Annotated in this window: 14 protein-coding genes; 8 read left to right on the forward strand and 6 right to left on the reverse strand. The window is 71.6% G+C overall.

What is annotated here, in order from left to right:
• Positions 1 to 4 precede the first annotated feature (4 nt).
• From FB391_RS19950 to FB391_RS13105, 4 genes are read left to right on the forward strand one after another with little or no spacing between them, the layout of a single operon-like run.
• Complete coding sequence (locus FB391_RS19950) at positions 5 to 1,825, forward strand: membrane dipeptidase (RefSeq protein WP_141894961.1); 1,821 nt, start codon at positions 5 to 7, stop codon at positions 1,823 to 1,825.
• Complete coding sequence (locus tag FB391_RS13095) at positions 1,822 to 3,411, forward strand: serine hydrolase domain-containing protein (RefSeq protein ID WP_141894963.1); 1,590 nt, start codon at positions 1,822 to 1,824, stop codon at positions 3,409 to 3,411. Before FB391_RS19950 ends, FB391_RS13095 begins: the two co-directional genes overlap by 4 nt.
• Positions 3,411 to 4,991: an amidohydrolase gene (locus tag FB391_RS13100; RefSeq protein ID WP_141894965.1), complete on the forward strand. Its 1,581-nt coding sequence runs from the start codon at positions 3,411 to 3,413 to the stop codon at positions 4,989 to 4,991. Before FB391_RS13095 ends, FB391_RS13100 begins: the two co-directional genes overlap by 1 nt.
• A gap of 16 nt (positions 4,992 to 5,007) precedes the next feature.
• Entirely contained in the window at positions 5,008 to 6,039 is a 1,032-nt protein-coding gene (locus tag FB391_RS13105) for a P1 family peptidase (RefSeq protein WP_141894966.1), read from the forward strand.
• A gap of 35 nt (positions 6,040 to 6,074) precedes the next feature.
• On the opposite strand, the gene FB391_RS13110 is transcribed toward FB391_RS13105, so the two are convergent.
• Both FB391_RS13110 and FB391_RS13115 read right to left on the reverse strand, forming a co-directional pair.
• On the reverse strand, positions 6,075 to 7,712 hold the full coding sequence (locus FB391_RS13110; RefSeq protein ID WP_141894968.1) for an FAD-dependent oxidoreductase: 1,638 nt from the start codon (positions 7,710 to 7,712) through the stop codon (positions 6,075 to 6,077).
• Positions 7,713 to 7,728: 16 nt separating this feature from the next.
• The gene (locus tag FB391_RS13115) at positions 7,729 to 8,076 is read right to left on the reverse strand and encodes a UBP-type zinc finger domain-containing protein (protein ID WP_141894970.1); all 348 of its coding nucleotides are present in this window, start codon (positions 8,074 to 8,076) and stop codon (positions 7,729 to 7,731) included.
• A 78-nt stretch (positions 8,077 to 8,154) separates the two neighbouring features.
• On the opposite strand from FB391_RS13115, the gene FB391_RS13120 reads away from it, so the two are divergent.
• A complete protein-coding gene (locus FB391_RS13120; protein WP_185843059.1) occupies positions 8,155 to 8,550 on the forward strand; it encodes a DUF5684 domain-containing protein in 396 nt (131 codons plus the stop codon).
• Positions 8,551 to 8,647: 97 nt separating this feature from the next.
• On the forward strand, positions 8,648 to 9,157 hold the full coding sequence (locus FB391_RS13125) for an O-acetyl-ADP-ribose deacetylase (RefSeq protein ID WP_141894972.1): 510 nt from the start codon (positions 8,648 to 8,650) through the stop codon (positions 9,155 to 9,157).
• Between the two features lie 6 nt (positions 9,158 to 9,163).
• Here FB391_RS13125 and FB391_RS13130 read toward each other — a convergent pair whose 3' ends face one another.
• Together FB391_RS13130 and FB391_RS20105 are read right to left on the reverse strand one after the other, a co-directional pair.
• A complete protein-coding gene (locus tag FB391_RS13130) occupies positions 9,164 to 10,507 on the reverse strand; it encodes a D-alanyl-D-alanine carboxypeptidase family protein (protein WP_141894973.1) in 1,344 nt (447 codons plus the stop codon).
• Between the two features lie 115 nt (positions 10,508 to 10,622).
• Positions 10,623 to 11,189: a TetR family transcriptional regulator gene (locus FB391_RS20105; RefSeq protein WP_141894976.1), complete on the reverse strand. Its 567-nt coding sequence runs from the start codon at positions 11,187 to 11,189 to the stop codon at positions 10,623 to 10,625.
• 87 nt (positions 11,190 to 11,276) lie between these two features.
• On the opposite strand from FB391_RS20105, the gene FB391_RS13140 reads away from it, so the two are divergent.
• Positions 11,277 to 12,182: an SDR family oxidoreductase gene (locus FB391_RS13140; RefSeq protein WP_141894978.1), complete on the forward strand. Its 906-nt coding sequence runs from the start codon at positions 11,277 to 11,279 to the stop codon at positions 12,180 to 12,182.
• Positions 12,183 to 12,370: 188 nt separating this feature from the next.
• Here the strand turns inward: FB391_RS13140 and FB391_RS13145 are convergent, their stop codons facing one another.
• Both FB391_RS13145 and FB391_RS13150 read right to left on the reverse strand, forming a co-directional pair.
• Positions 12,371 to 12,970: a class I SAM-dependent methyltransferase gene (locus FB391_RS13145; protein WP_141894980.1), complete on the reverse strand. Its 600-nt coding sequence runs from the start codon at positions 12,968 to 12,970 to the stop codon at positions 12,371 to 12,373.
• Between the two features lie 61 nt (positions 12,971 to 13,031).
• Complete coding sequence (locus FB391_RS13150; protein WP_141894983.1) at positions 13,032 to 13,523, reverse strand: GyrI-like domain-containing protein; 492 nt, start codon at positions 13,521 to 13,523, stop codon at positions 13,032 to 13,034.
• A 176-nt stretch (positions 13,524 to 13,699) separates the two neighbouring features.
• Between FB391_RS13150 and FB391_RS13155 the strand changes: the two genes are divergently transcribed.
• On the forward strand, positions 13,700 to 14,458 hold the full coding sequence (locus FB391_RS13155) for an SDR family oxidoreductase (protein WP_141894985.1): 759 nt from the start codon (positions 13,700 to 13,702) through the stop codon (positions 14,456 to 14,458).
• Positions 14,459 to 14,469 lie beyond the last annotated feature (11 nt).

Consider the following 14,469-nt stretch of genomic DNA (forward strand, 5'->3'; position numbering starts at 1 on the left):
CACCATGATCCCCGTCGTCGACGGCCACAACGACCTCGCCTGGGCGCGCCGTGAGCGCTTCGGCTATACGACGGACGGGCTCGACGCCGTCGTCCCAGGTCTGCACACCGATCTCCCGCGCCTGGCCGCCGGCGGTGTGGGCGGCCAGTTCTGGTCGGTGTGGGTCGACCCGGTCCTCCCCGGTGCGGAGCAGGTGACCGCCACGCTCGAGCAGATCGACTTCGTCCACCGGTTCGTGGCCGCCTATCCCGACCGGCTGCGCCTCGCCCGCACGGCGGAGGACGTTCGTGCCTGCATCCGGGAGGGTCGCATCGCCTCGCTGATCGGCGTCGAGGGCGGTGCGCAGATCGACGGATCGCTCGCCGTCCTGCGCCAGTACGCGCGCCTCGGGGCGCGCTATCTCACGCTGACGTGGTCGCGCACGATCGACTGGGCCGATTCGGCGACCGACGACGCCCGCCACGGCGGGCTGACCGCGTTCGGACGCGACGTGGTGCGGGAGCTGAACCGGATCGGCGTGCTGGTGGATCTCGCCCACGTCTCGCCGCAGACGATGCGCGATGCGCTCGAGGTGAGCACGCGGCCCGTCATCGTCAGCCACTCCGCCGCGTACGCATTGTGCCCGCATCCGCGCAACGTTCCGGACGACGTGCTGCGTACCATCGGCGCGCAGAACGGTGTCGTCATGGTCGCCTTCGTCCCGTCGTTCCTCTCCCCCGCCCGCCACGCGTGGGTCCAGGCCGGCGAGCAGGGTGTTGCGCCCCCCGTCGGCATCGCGGACCTGGCCGATCACATCGAGCACGTGAAGGACGTCGCCGGCGTGCACGCCGTGGGGCTCGGCGCCGACTACGACGGCACCGACGCGATGCCTTCGGGACTCGAAGACGTGTCGCGCTACCAGGACCTGTTCAGCGAGCTCCGCCGACGCGGCTGGTCCGAGTCCGACCTGCAGTCGCTCGCGCACGGCAACGTGCTCCGCGTCCTGGAAGCCTCCGACGCGGATCATCTCGCGTTCCTGGCCGGGACCGCCGCGCCTCCGGCGCCTGCCGCGGTGGGCCCCGCAGTGGATGCCGCCGACCGCGCGATCGCTGCCGCTTCCGAGCCGCCTCGCGTCCTGATCGTCGTCAACGCGGCGACGTCAGGACCACGACGCCTGGGCGCGTGGCTGGCGGAGGAGGATGTCGTCACCGACGAGGTGCTGGGCGAGCAGGGCCTTCCGCAGAGCCTCGACGGCTACGCCGGCCTGGTGATGCTGGGCGGTGGGCTGATGCCGGACGACGACGACCGTGCGCCCTGGCTGGCTCAGGAGCGGGCACTGGCACAGGCCGCCATCGACGCCGACCTGCCGACGCTGGGCATCTGCCTGGGCGGGCAGCTGCTCGCCCACGTCGCCGGCGGGGACGTGCGGGCGAAGTTCGGGCCCAGGGAGCGCGGCGCCACCCTCATCACCCCTTCGGACGCCGGTCGCGCAGATCCGCTGGCATCGGCCCTCGGCGAGGGCGCCCCGATGATCGAGAACCACCAGGACATGATCGCGGCGCTGCCGCCCGCGGCCATCCTGCTCGCGTCGAGCGCCGCCGTCGCCAATCAGGCGTTCCGGCTCGGCGAGCGCGTCTACGGCGTGCAGTTCCACCCCGAGGTGGGTGCCGAGGATCTGCTGCGATGGACGGAGCCGGTCACCCCTGTCCCCGGCGATCGCCCGGTCGCCGAGCTGATCGCCGAGGCGCGCCGCGTCGACGAGGAGAACACCCGCTCCGCCAGGGCGCTGGTCGCGGGCTTCGCGGACCACGTCAGGTCCTTCGCGGCGGCGCGGCGGCAGGCATGACGATGCCGACCGCCGAGGTCCCGACCGTCGACCTGGCCGATCATGCGCGCGATGCCCTGTCGGATCGCCTCGACGCGGCGACGCTACGGCGGGCGCCGGCATCCATCGCCGCCGTCGTCGAGCGCGGCCACGTCGTCGCGGTGGCCGCACACGGCGAGCCGCGCCGCGACGGCGCCGTCACGGCACGCAGCACCGTGTTCCGGATCGCGTCGATGTCGAAGAGCTTTCTGGCCGCGACCGCCCTCGCGCTGCGCGACGAAGGCGTGCTCGATCTCCACGCGCCCGCCGCCCAGTACGTGCCCGGCCTGGATCTCGCGCGCTTCGGCGACGACTCCCCGCGTCTCACGCTCGACGCCCTGCTGTCGAACCGCGGCGGGCTGGCCGAGGACAACGCGTGGGGCGACGAGCACCTCGGCTCGTCGCGCGCCGAGCTCGCCGCACTGGTCGCGGCAGGACTGCCCCTCGCCGCGCACCCGGGTGCCGAGTACCACTACTCCAACCTCGGCATCTCGTTCCTCGGCCGCGCGATCGAGGCCGTCACCGGCCGCGACGTCGAAGACGTCGTCCGTGAGCGCCTCCTCGACCCGCTCGGCCTGCGCGCCACCCGCGCCGATGCCGGACTCTACGACGAACATGCCGACCTCGCGGCCGGCTTCCGCACGTTCGACGACGGACTCACCTTCCGCCCCGAGCCGTATGTCGGCTCGGGCGCCCTGGCGTGCATCGGCAGCCTCTTCAGCACCGTCGACGACATCGCGACGTGGATGCACTTCCTCGGATCCGCGTTCGACGAGACCTCGGCCCCCTCGCACCTGCTGAGCGCGGCATCTCGTCGCGAGATGCAGACCGCCCGCACGATGATCCCGGTGAGCGAACGATCGTCGCCCGGACGCGAGCTCGACGGCGCAGGTTACGGGTACGGTCTCGTCGTGGAGCAGGACCGGAGGTTCGGGCGCATGGTGCTGCACGCCGGCGGACTGCCGGGGTTCTCGTCGCACATGCGGTGGCATCCCGCCTCCGGGATCGGTGTGGTCGTCTTCGGAAACTCCGACGCGTACGGGGCGGGCGCTGTCGCCGCCGATGTCCTGCAGGGCGTGCTCACCCGTGTCCGTGCCCCGGCGGCGATCGTGCGTCCGTGGGCGGCGACCTGGGCCGCTGCAGCGCGGATCGACGGCCTCCTCGCCGACGGGCGACCGCTGTCGGAGGCATCCGATGTGCTCGCACGCAACGTGCTGCGGGACGTGCCGGAGGATGTGCGCCGGCGCCGGCTGTCGGAGGCGCTCGCCGAGACAGGACCGGTTCGCACGGATGCCGCACCCTTCGCGGCGCGCGTCCTCTCGGCCGCCGACCGCTCCGCCCTGCGGTGGGTCGTGCCCTGCGAGCGTGGTGCGCTCGTCTGCGACGTGCACATGATCGGCCTGGCCACACCTCTGGTCCAGGAGTTCGCCGTGCACGTCGCCGACGCGACCGGCATGAAGCCGCGGGGAGAGACCGCGCGCGCGACCGACCACCACCGCGTCGCACCGCCGCCGGGGCCTCACCCTTTCGTGACGCTCCGCCACCGAACCGACCCCGAGGGACGCTGATGGCGACGACCCTGTTCCGACATCCCAGAATCCATCTGCTCGACGGCCGTGGCGGCACCGCCGAGGCGATGCTGGTCGTCGACGGCATGATCGCCGCGATCGGCGCGGCGGATGCCGTCCGCGCCGAGGCACCGACGGGCACGGTCGTGCGCGATCTGCCGGGCGATGCCGTGGTGGCGGGATTCCACGACGCGCACATCCACACCGCGAGCCTCGCACGCAGTCTCGAGCAGCTCGATGTGCGCGAGGCTCGCAGCCTCGCCGACGCGCTCGGCCGCATCGCCGCGCACGTGCGCGCTCGGCCGGGTGACGGCTGGGTAGTCGGGGGGAGGTGGGACGCGAATGGGTGGCCGGACGGGCCGCCCACCCGTGCGGCTCTCGACGCCGTGGCGCCGGATCGTCCCGTCTGCCTGTCGAGCGTGGACGGGCATTCGGCGTGGGTGAACGGCGAGGCGCTCCGACGCGCCGGCGTCGACGCCTCCACCCCTGACCCGGTCGGCGGACGCATCGAACGCGACGAGACCGGCACTCCGACGGGGCTCCTCCGCGAGACCGCGGTCGACGCCATCGCGACGAGGGCCGCGCACGAGTCGCCCAGTGACCTGACCACCCTGCTCGACCGTGCCCAGCGGCTGCTGCTGTCGGAGGGGGTGACACACGTCACGGACTTCGACGGCGAGGACGCACGCGAGGCCCTCCTCCAGCTGAAGGATGCCGGCCGGCTGCGGCTGCGCGTGCACAAGGGCACGCCCGCCGACGCGTTGGAGGCGGCCATCGCGTCGGGCCGCCGCACCGGGGCCGGCGACGACTGGTTCACGGACGGGCCGGTCAAGCTGTTCTCGGACGGGGCGCTCGGATCGCACACCGCCCATATGGGCGAAGACTTCGACGGAGAGCCGGGCAACCACGGCATCGAGGTGCTGGATCCGCAGGAGCTCGACCGGCTCGTCGGAAGAGCTGTCGCCGCGGGGATCGCCGTGGCCACCCACGCGATCGGCGATCAGGCGAACGCGCGCGTGCTGGACGCCTACGCCCGCGCGCATCCGGCCGCCGTCCGCGCCGGTCTGCGGCTGCGGGTCGAGCACGCGCAGCACCTGGCCCCGGGGGACGTGGCCCGCTTCGCGCGCCTCGGCGTCATCGCCTCGCAGCAGCCCACCCACTGGGCGAGCGACATCCCGCTGGTGTCGCGGCTCCTGCACGGCCGTGACCTCGACAGCTATGCGTGGGCGGCGCTGCGCGACGCCGGTGCCGTCGTCGCCTTCGGCTCCGATGCGCCGGTCGAGCCGTCGGCGCCGCTGCGCGGCATCCGCGACGCCCTCATCCGCAGCACTCCCGCCTCGCCCAACGGGCCGGAGGACGGAGTCCGCGCGCTGCGGGCTCAAGAGGCGCTGCTCGCCTACACCGCGGCGCCCGCGTACGCCGCGGGCCTCGACCATCGCGTCGGGCGCCTCGCGGTCGGCATGCTCGCCGATTTCGTCGTCCTCGACGGCGATCCCGTCCGCGTCGACGCGGACGACATCGCCGGCATCCGCCCCTTGGCCACCGTCGTCGGAGGCGTGCCGGCATTCGGCCTGGACTGACCGGAGAAGGCTCCCCGTGACATCTGACGAGACCCGCATCCGCCTGGCAGACCTCGGTGTCGGTGCAGGCGCGTTCGCCCGCGGTCGGCACAATGCCATCACCGACGTCCCCGGAGTGCGTGTGGGCCATGCCACGGTCCACAGTGACCGCCTTCACACCGGTGTGACCGCCATCGTCCCCATGGCGCTGGGCGCGGGCCGGCGCTCGCTGCCGGCGGGACTCGCCGTCGGGAACGGCTACGGCAAGCTCGTCGGCGCCACCCAGGTCGAGGAGCTCGGCGCGCTCGAGACGCCCGTGCTGCTGACGAGCACGCTGTCGGTGTTCCGTGTCGCGGACGCCCTGCTCGGGCACATGCTCGACCAGCCCGGCTACGAGCACTCGACCACCCTCAACCCGGTCGTGGGCGAGACGAACGACGGCTTCCTGTCTGACATCCGTTCGCGCCCGCTCGGTGTCGCCCACGTGAAGGAGGCGCTGGACACCGCCGCCGCCGGGCCCGTCGAGGAGGGCAGCGTCGGCGCGGGTGCCGGAACGGTGGCGCTCGGCTTCAAGGGCGGCATCGGAACCTCGTCGCGCGCGGTTCCCGTCGGCGATGACACCTGCACCGTCGGCGCGCTCGTGCAGTCGAACTTCAGCGGCACGCTCTCGATCGCCGGGGTGCCCATGCCCGCCGAAGAGCTCATCTGCGCGCCACCGGCCGAGCCCATCGGCAACTCGTGCATGATCGTCGTGGCGACGGATGCACCACTGGACGCACGTCAGCTCACCCGCGGCGCGCGCCGGGCGATCTTCGCGTTGCGCGGGGTCGGCTCGGACTTCTCCCAGGGCAGCGGTGACTACGCGATCGCGTTCTCCGTCGGGACAGGGATGCCGCCGGCCGACGCCGACCTGTCGCCGCTGTTCCACGCGACACTCGACGCCGTCGAGGAGGCGCTCGTCAACTCGATCCTGATGGCGACGACGCAGGTGCACGCCGACGGGAACTCGGCCCGTGCCATCCCGCTCGACGGTGTCCGCGCGCGGCTCGCGGCGGCCGGGGTGGTCTGACGACTGCTCCGGGCGCGCCGCTCACGGGTTGGTGGTCAGCGCAGCTCCGCAAGGGCGCGATGCACCGACGCCACGGCGCTCGACCCCTCGCCCACCGCTGCCGCGACGCGCTTCATCGATCCGCGGCGCACGTCGCCGGCCGCGAAGATGCGCGGCACCGACGTCTCGAAGGGCAGCGGCTCACGCCCGAGTCCCTGCCAGCGCTGGAGCGACTGCACCGAGACGTCGGTGCCGGTGCGCAGGAACCCGTCGGCATCACGATCCAGCTCGCCGAGCCACGACGTCGCCGGCTCGGCGCCGATGAAGCAGAACAGTCCGCGCGCCGAGACGTCCCCGACGGAGTCGATGCTCACCCGCTCGAGGGTCGCGCCGCCGTCCAGCCCGACGACGCGCGACTGCGTGTGCACCTCGATGCGGCGATCCTCCAGCAGGCGGTCGACGAGGTACGACGACATGCGCGTGCCGAGGTCGGAGCCGCGGACGACCAGGTGCACGGGGCATCCGTTCGCCGCGAGGAAGAGGGATGCCTGACCCGCCGAGTTCGCGCCGCCGACGACGACCACGGGCGATTCGAGCACCTGTCGCAGTTCGAGGGGCGTGGCGGCGTAGAAGATACCGGCGCCCTCGAAATCGCTCCAGCGGTCGAGGTCCAGCGTGCGGTAGGCAGCCCCTGAGGTCACGATCGCCGTGCGGGCGCGGAGCACGCGACCGTCGGTGAGCGTGATGTCGAGCGTGTCTCCGGTGGCGCGCAGCTCGCGCGCCTCGCACGGCGCGTACACCCGCACCCCGAACTTCAGCGCCTGCAGCGACGCCTGGCCGATGAGGTCGCCGCCGCTCACCCCGAACGGGAAGCCGAGGAAGTTCTCGATGCGCGACGTCGCCGCCGCCTGACCGCCCGGCGCGACGGCATCCAGCAGCACCGTGCTGAGTCCTTCGGACGCGCCGTAGATCGCGGCCGCGAGCCCCGCGGGGCCTCCGCCGATGACGACGAGGTCGACCACCTCGTCGGCGTGCGCCTGGTAGCTGAGCCCCAGCCGTTCGGCGACGAGTCCCGGCGTCGCGCGCCGCAGCGGCTCGCCCTGGATGAAGGCGACGGGGAGGTCGGCGGGGGCGATGTCGTGGTCGGCGAGCGCGTCGAGACCATCGGACGGCAGCTCCACCGCCGTGTGCACCAGGTCGAGCCGCTCTGCGAACCGGCGCAATGACAGGAAGTCACGCGACGAGCGGGGTCCGACGAGTTTCAGGGTGAGTGCGGCCGGCCCGCGGCGCAGCATCTCGCGACGGGCCCACAGCGCGTGCAGCACGAGATCGCACAGCTCGTCGTCCTCGGCCATGAGCAGACGCAGGCTGGCTCGGCTCACCCGCAGCATGCGTCCGGCCTGCGTCGCGCGCGCCGACAGGAAGGCGCCCTGGCCGTTCAGCAGTCCCAGTTCGCCGACGAACGACCGCGGACCCATCGTGCCGATCACCGTCTCTTCGACCCACGAGAGCGCATCGCGGACGATCTGCACCTCGCCGGTGTCGACGAGGATCAGGTCGTAGTCGAGGTCGCCCGCGCGGAACAGGTACTCCCCCTCGGCGACGTCGTGCACCTCGCCGAACGACTTCAGCCGCTCCCATTGCGCGTCCGACAGCGACGGCTTCGCGAGCCGCTCGATCTGCGTCTGCTTCATCGCACCCATCGCCGCCTCACCGGTGGATGAGCTGACGCCAGTCGGCCGGCACGCGGCCTTCCGGTCCGGGCGACGGCCAGGACTCGGGCCGCGCCTGAGGCGGCGCCAGCTGCGGCCCGTCGACGTAGTCCTCGGCGACGTAGTCCCAGAACCACTCCTCGCCGGGTTCGAAGCTGCGCATGTAGCGATGCCCGGTCTCTCCGAAGTGTGCTGTCGCGTGCTGGGCCGGCGAGGTGTCGCAGCAGCCGATGTGACCGCACTCGGCGCAGCGGCGCAGGTGCACCCACCAGCCTCCGACGGCGTCGCATTCCTGGCAGCCGGCTCCCGAGGGCACGGCAGTGGGGTCGATCCGCTCCAAGGTCATGTCGCGATGCTAGCCGGGACGACGACACAGACACCTGCCGTTCGCTCTCAGGAGTTTCACAGCCTCTATGCTCGGCGCATGACCTTCATCCAAGACATCGAGCCGATCAGCCAGGGTGTCTCGGCGGGTGCCATGTTCGGGTACATCGTCGTCGGCCTCATCTACTGGGTCGTCACGATCATCGCCTTCTGGAAGACGTTCACCAAGGCGGGCTACCCCGGATGGCTGGCGATCATCCCGATCGTGAACCTGTTCGTCCTCGTCAAGATCGCCGGGTACTCCGCATGGCTGGGCATCCTGTGGTTCATCCCGATCGCGAACATCGTGCTGGGCATCATCGTCGCCCTGCGCAACGGCCGCGCCTTCGGCCACGGCGGCGTGTTCTCGTTCTTCCTGCTGTTCCTGCTCAACCCGATCGGGTACTTCATCACCGGCTACAGCAACGACACGTACACCAGGCCCACCTCGGCCTGACCCGTCCCGTTCGACCTCGGAAGAGGGGATGCCGCGACCCGCGGCATCCCCTCTTCCCCTGTTCCGCGTACCGTTGCCGACGACCAGACTGGTGAGCATGCCGACCCTCACCGCCGTGTACGGGGACATCACGCGACAGGACGTGGACGCGGTCGTGAACGCCGCGAACCGCCGGATGCGCGGCGGCGGCGGGGTCGACGGCGCGATCCACCGCGCGGGCGGCCCGGCCGTGCTGGCCGACTGCATCGAACGGTTCCCGCACGGCCTCGCGACCGGGGACGCGGGATGGACCACGGCGGGCGCGCTGCCGGCGACCTGGGTCATCCACACGGTCGGCCCGAACTTCTCCGCCGGCGAGCGCGACCGGTCGCTGCTGGAGTCGTGCTACCGGCGTTCGCTGGAGGTCGCGGACGAGCTCGGGGTGCGCTCGATCGCGTTCCCCCTCATCAGCGCCGGCATCTACAGCTGGCCACTCGACGACGCGATCGGCGCGGCCGTCGATGTGCTGCGCGGCACGGAGACGGGGGTCGGCGACATCCGCATCGTCGCCTTCTCACCGTCGACGTTCGAGCGGGTCGCGTCGCGCCTCGGCCACTCCGGCCGCTGACGATCCTCAGCCGAGCTCGCCCGGGTTGGTCAGGCGCCACCAGTCGTCGGGCTGCTCGATGCTGCCCTCGATCACGAGCGGGATCGTCGTGGTGTTCGGCCCGGCGGTCCAGGTGATGCTTCCGACGACCTCGTCGTCGGCGTAGCGCTTCGGCGTCGTGGTCTGCATGGTGACGGTGATGGGCGTATCGGACCACGTCAGGATCGACGCCTCCTGCGCGATCACGATCTTCGCGGTCGACCCCCACGGCGTCTCGTACCCGCCCACCTGCTGGCCGTGCGAGGCCACCGGGACGTGATGGAAGCCGTCGCGGATGCTGCCGAGCTCAGCACGCACCGCGTTGTCGACCGACGGTCGCGACATCCCGCCGAGCAGCACGCCGGTGACGGCCAGCCGATCGCCGATGCCGACGTCCATCGAGGCGGTGTACAGCAGGTTGTAGGCGCCGTCGCCCAGGTTGCCCGTCTTCAATCCGGTGATGCCGTCGACGCCGAGCAGATCGTTGGTGTTCGTGATGGTCCCGGCGCCCGGCACCACCATCGAGGGCGTCGCGGCGAGCGCCGCCACGGTCGGGTTCGCCGCCGCGAGCCGGGCGAGGGCGATGAGGTCGGTGGGCGTGCTGGTGTTGCGCGCGCTCATGCCGGTCGGCTCGACGAGCGTCGTGCCGGTGAGCCCGTTCGCCGCGATCCAGCGGCGCGCCGCCGCCACGAACGCACCCTGCGAGCCGAACGCCCAGGTCGAGACGGCCTCGGCATAGTTGCTCGCCGACGGCAGCAGCAGCATGGCGAGCGCGTCCCGCTCCGACATCGAGCTGCCGGTGGGCATCGCGGCGATGGTCGCGCCCATCACGTAGTACTTGTCGTACAGGTCGTGGTCGGCCTTGCTGAACGTGATCGTGGGCCCGGGGTCGTTCGCGTCGGCGAGAGGTCTCGCGTCGAGGATCACGAGCACGGTGATCAGCTTGCTGATGCTCGCCATGGGCACCGCATCGTTCGTTCCGCTGGTCGCCCAGATGCCGCTCGCCCCCGGCCCGAGGTAGGCGTCGGCTCCCGAGACCGAGATGGCCGACGCGGCGGTCGGCAGGGCCAGCGTCACCGCCGGACCCGGTGCCGGCGACCCCGGCTGCTGCGACGTCGCGGCCGGCGCGGGCAGGGGTGCGTTGAGGGCCCACGCGACGTATCCGCCCGCGCTGCCCAGGATGGCGACGAGCACGATCGCGGTGATGACGAGAGCGAGTCGGCGCCGCCGTCGGCGTCTGAGGTGGGCGTCGGGATCGGCCTCGGCGAGTCCCGCGGTCAGTTGCTGCTCTTCGCGCATGAGCTCTGCCAGGTCGGAGAACTCGTCCGTCACTTCTTCGTGGGTCGCGATCGCTGGCCTCCATCTGGAAATCTGGTCCCATCATGCATTATCCGGGCGATCTCGTCTGCTCGGAGTTCGCCCGGAAGCGGGTGGGACCGATCGAGCGTCAGCTCGCGGTGAGTGACCGCAGTGCCCGGAGCGCCTCGTCGATCAGCTCAGGAAGCTCGCGTGTCTCGCCCTCGGCGAGCCAGCCGGCGAACGCCGCACCGAGCACCGCGATGCCGGCCTGCGCGGCGATCGTCGCGACCGGGTCGGCGACCTCACGGTCGCGCAGCGCGGCCGCCATCCCCTCGGCGACCCCGGCCATCTTCAGCAGCTCCCGCTCCTGCAGTCCGGGGTTCGCGGCGATCACGGCCGCACGGACCCGCGCGCCGTCCCGCCGCTCCGGCGGGAAGAAGCCCTGCGCCTCCCGCAGTCCGGCGACGACGGCATCCATCGGCGACGCACCGGCCGGAGCCTCTCGCACGCCGGTGACGAACCGCGACGCGAACTGGCCCTGGTCGGCGAAGAGCACCTCGCGCTTGTCGGTGAAGTAGCGGAAGAACGTCCGCTCGGTCACGCCGGCGCGCTCCGCGATCGCGGCCACCGTCGTCGCGTCGACCCCGCGCTCGGCGAAGAGCTCCACCGCCGCGGTGCGCAGCCTGCCCGCGGCATCGGGCTCCCACCTGACCATGGTCCGATGATAGCTGATGACAGTCAATGACATCAGTGCTATGGTTCGTGATGTCAGTCAATGACATCACTGAATGCAGGAGGAAGAATGCGGTACTTCATCACGGGCGCGTCGGGCTGGATCGGTTCGGCCGTCACACGCGAACTCGTCGCAGCCGGGCATGAGGTCACCGGCCTCGCGCGATCCGACGCGTCCGCCGCGGCCATCACGGCGCTCGGCGGGGACGTCGTGCGCGGCTCGCTCACGGATCCGGCCGTGCTGCGGGACGCCGCGACCGGGAGCGACGTCGTCGTGCACCTCGCGTTCATCCACGACTTCTCCGACTTCCTCACGTCTGTGCAGGTCGACCGAGCCGCGATCGAGACCTTCGCGTCGGCGCTCGACGGCACGGGCAAGACGCTCGCGATCGCCGCGGGCGTCGCCGGCCTCGTCGTGGGGCGGCCTGCCACCGAGGAGGATGTTGTGCAGATCCCGAACCCGCGCGCCGACAACTCGACGTTCGTCCTCTCGCTGGCGGATCGCGGCGTGAAGCCCCTCATCCTCCGGTTCGCACCGAGCGTCCACGGCACCGCGGGCGACCACGGGTTCGTCAAGACGCTCGCCGAGGTCGCGCGCGAACGCGGGGCGTCGGGTTACGTCGGGGACGGCTCCTCGCGCTGGGCGGCGGTGCACCGGGACGACGCCGCGCGCCTCGTCCGTCTCGCGACGGAAGCCCCCGACCGTGGAACCGTGGTCCACGCGATCGCCGAGGAGGGGGTGCCGTCGAAGGCGATCGCCGAGGCATTGGCCGCCCGCCTGGGTGTGCCGACGACGTCGGTGCCGCCGGAGCAGGCGTCCGAGCACTTCGGCTGGGTCGGCGCGTTCTTCGGTCAGGACTTCCCCGCCACCAGCATCCTCACGCGGGAGCGCTGGGGGTGGCAGCCGACGCAGCAGACGCTGCTCGACGACATCGCGGCGGGCGGATACGACGTCGCCGAGAGACTGACCGCGTGACCGCGTGCGGCCCGGTCCGTCCATCCGGTCCCGGGCCGCACGCCCACGCCGACCTGTGTGGCGCCACGGGTCGCGGCGCCCTCTCCTCTAGCCTGTGAGACGTCTGGATGCCCCCCCCGACTCTCGCTTGATTCCCGCCGGCGGATTCCGCACCACTGCGGCCGCCGACCGGGCGAACGGCTCTGGGCCTAGACGCGCACGGCGGTGATGGCCGCGTGCGGACGCACGCCCTGATCAGCCCGTGAGGTCGTCGCGATCACCCGGAAGCCTGCCTCCGACAGCAGGCGGCCGAGCTCGTCGACCGGCCAGAACCACGCGGTGACCACCGCGTGAGGGAACGCCTCGACGCGCTCGCCGGGGAAGAACCCGACGAGCAGTCCGCCGCCAGGCCGGATGACGCGGGCGAGCTCCGTCAGCGCCGCCTCAAGCTCGGCCGGCGGCAGGTGGATCAACGAGTACCACGAGAGGATGCCGGCGGCAGAGGCGTCCGGGACGCCGAGGTCTGGCAGGTTCCCGCCCCGGAACGGCACAGCGGGAAACCGCCGGCGGGCGTGCTCGAGGAACTCGGGCACCATCTCGATGCCCTCGGCCTCGACACCGTGCCGCACGAGGAAGTCGGTCCAGTGCCCCGGGCCGCTGCCGACGTCGAGCACGGGACCGTCGACACCGCGTGCCCACCCGAGGATCAGCGCACGGTCGGCCTCGTGCGCGGCATCCGTCGTTCCGAACAGGTCGATGTACTCGGCAGCGCGCGCGGCGTACGCGGCTGAGACCTCGACGTTGGTCATCCGTGAACTTCCTGTCGTTGCGGAGGCGGTCCGAAGCGCCGGTGGCGCGGGCGTGCGGGATTCAGCGTGTGAGGAACGCGAGTTCGGTCTCCCAGCGGGTCTTGCGGGGCTCCGTGCGCGGATCCGTGATGTAGATCTCGAATCGCCCCGCCCAGTCCGCGCCCGCGTCGGCGTCGGCATCCTCGACATCGAACCGGACTGCGTGGGTGTCGGCCCACCCGAACAGCAGCCGGTGCGCACGCAGCGAGTGGTTGATGTAACGCAGGACGACGTACTCGCCGGCGGGAGCCGTCCCCTGCGCGACCCGATCGTCACCCGCGGCTGTCGCGAAGGCGCCGACCTCGATGTCCATCTCACCGGCCATGTCGACCGTGTGCAGGCGCAGGAAGAACGGCCCGTCCGGCTCGACCCCGTTGGTGTCGAGCCACGCGATCAGCTCCGCGAGGCGGCGATCGCGTTCCGCGAGCATTCCGCGAAAGGGCGTGCGCCCTCTGATGCCGAGCGTCGGGCGCGCGTCGCGGCACTCGAGACGGGGGCCGTCGACGACTTCCACACCTGCTCCTCTCGACGGAGTCCATATCGACCGCAGTGTACGTGGCACGGGCTGCGCGATGAGTGATCCACGCGAGCCGCCGTCACACATCAGATCGCTGCCCTGTCAGTGCTGTGGGCGGTGCGCCACCGCAGCGCGGCACCGCCGACCGGCATCCCATCACGAAGGGCGACACCATGGCCAGCGACTCCGAGAAGACAGGCACCCAACTGCAGGGAAAGGTCGCGCTCGTCACCGGCGCCTCCTCAGGAATCGGGCGGGCGACGGCCCTGGCACTTTCCGAGGCAGGACTTCGCGTCGCCGTCGGGGCACGCCGCACCGATCGGCTGAGCGCCCTGGAGGATTCAGCCCCCGGAGAGGTGCTGAGCCTGCCGATCGATGTGACCAGCTACGACTCCGTCGCACAGGCGGTCTCGCAGGTCGTCGAACGCTTCGGTCGCCTCGACGCGCTGGTCAGCAACGCCGGCGTCATGCTCAACGGACTGATCCTCGACGCCGACATCCGCCAATGGCATCGGATGGTCGACACGAACCTGCTCGGGTCGATGTACGCCGTCCACGCGGCGCTGCCGCACATCATTCAGGCGAAGGGCCACATCGTCCAGGTCTCGTCGACGTCCGGGCGGATCGCATCCCTCGGAAGCGGCGTCTACTCCGCGACGAAGTTCGGTGTCAGCGCGTTCACCGAATCGCTGCGGCAGGAGGTGACCACGCAGGGCGTGCGCGTCACCCTGATCGAACCCGGCTTCGTGGCGACCGAGCTGACGACCCACATCACCGACGAGAACAGCCGCCGGATGGCTTCCGAGATCGCCCAGTCGATGCGCACGCTCCAGGCCGCGGACATCGCCGAGGCCGTGCTCTACGCGCTCCGGCAGCCCGAGCACGTCTCGGTGAACAGCATCCTGATCCGTCCCACCGATCAGGTCCGTTAGGACGCAGCCAC

The organism is Microbacterium kyungheense, from assembly GCF_006783905.1.
GTDB classification, from domain to species: Bacteria; Actinomycetota; Actinomycetes; order Actinomycetales; family Microbacteriaceae; genus Microbacterium; species Microbacterium kyungheense.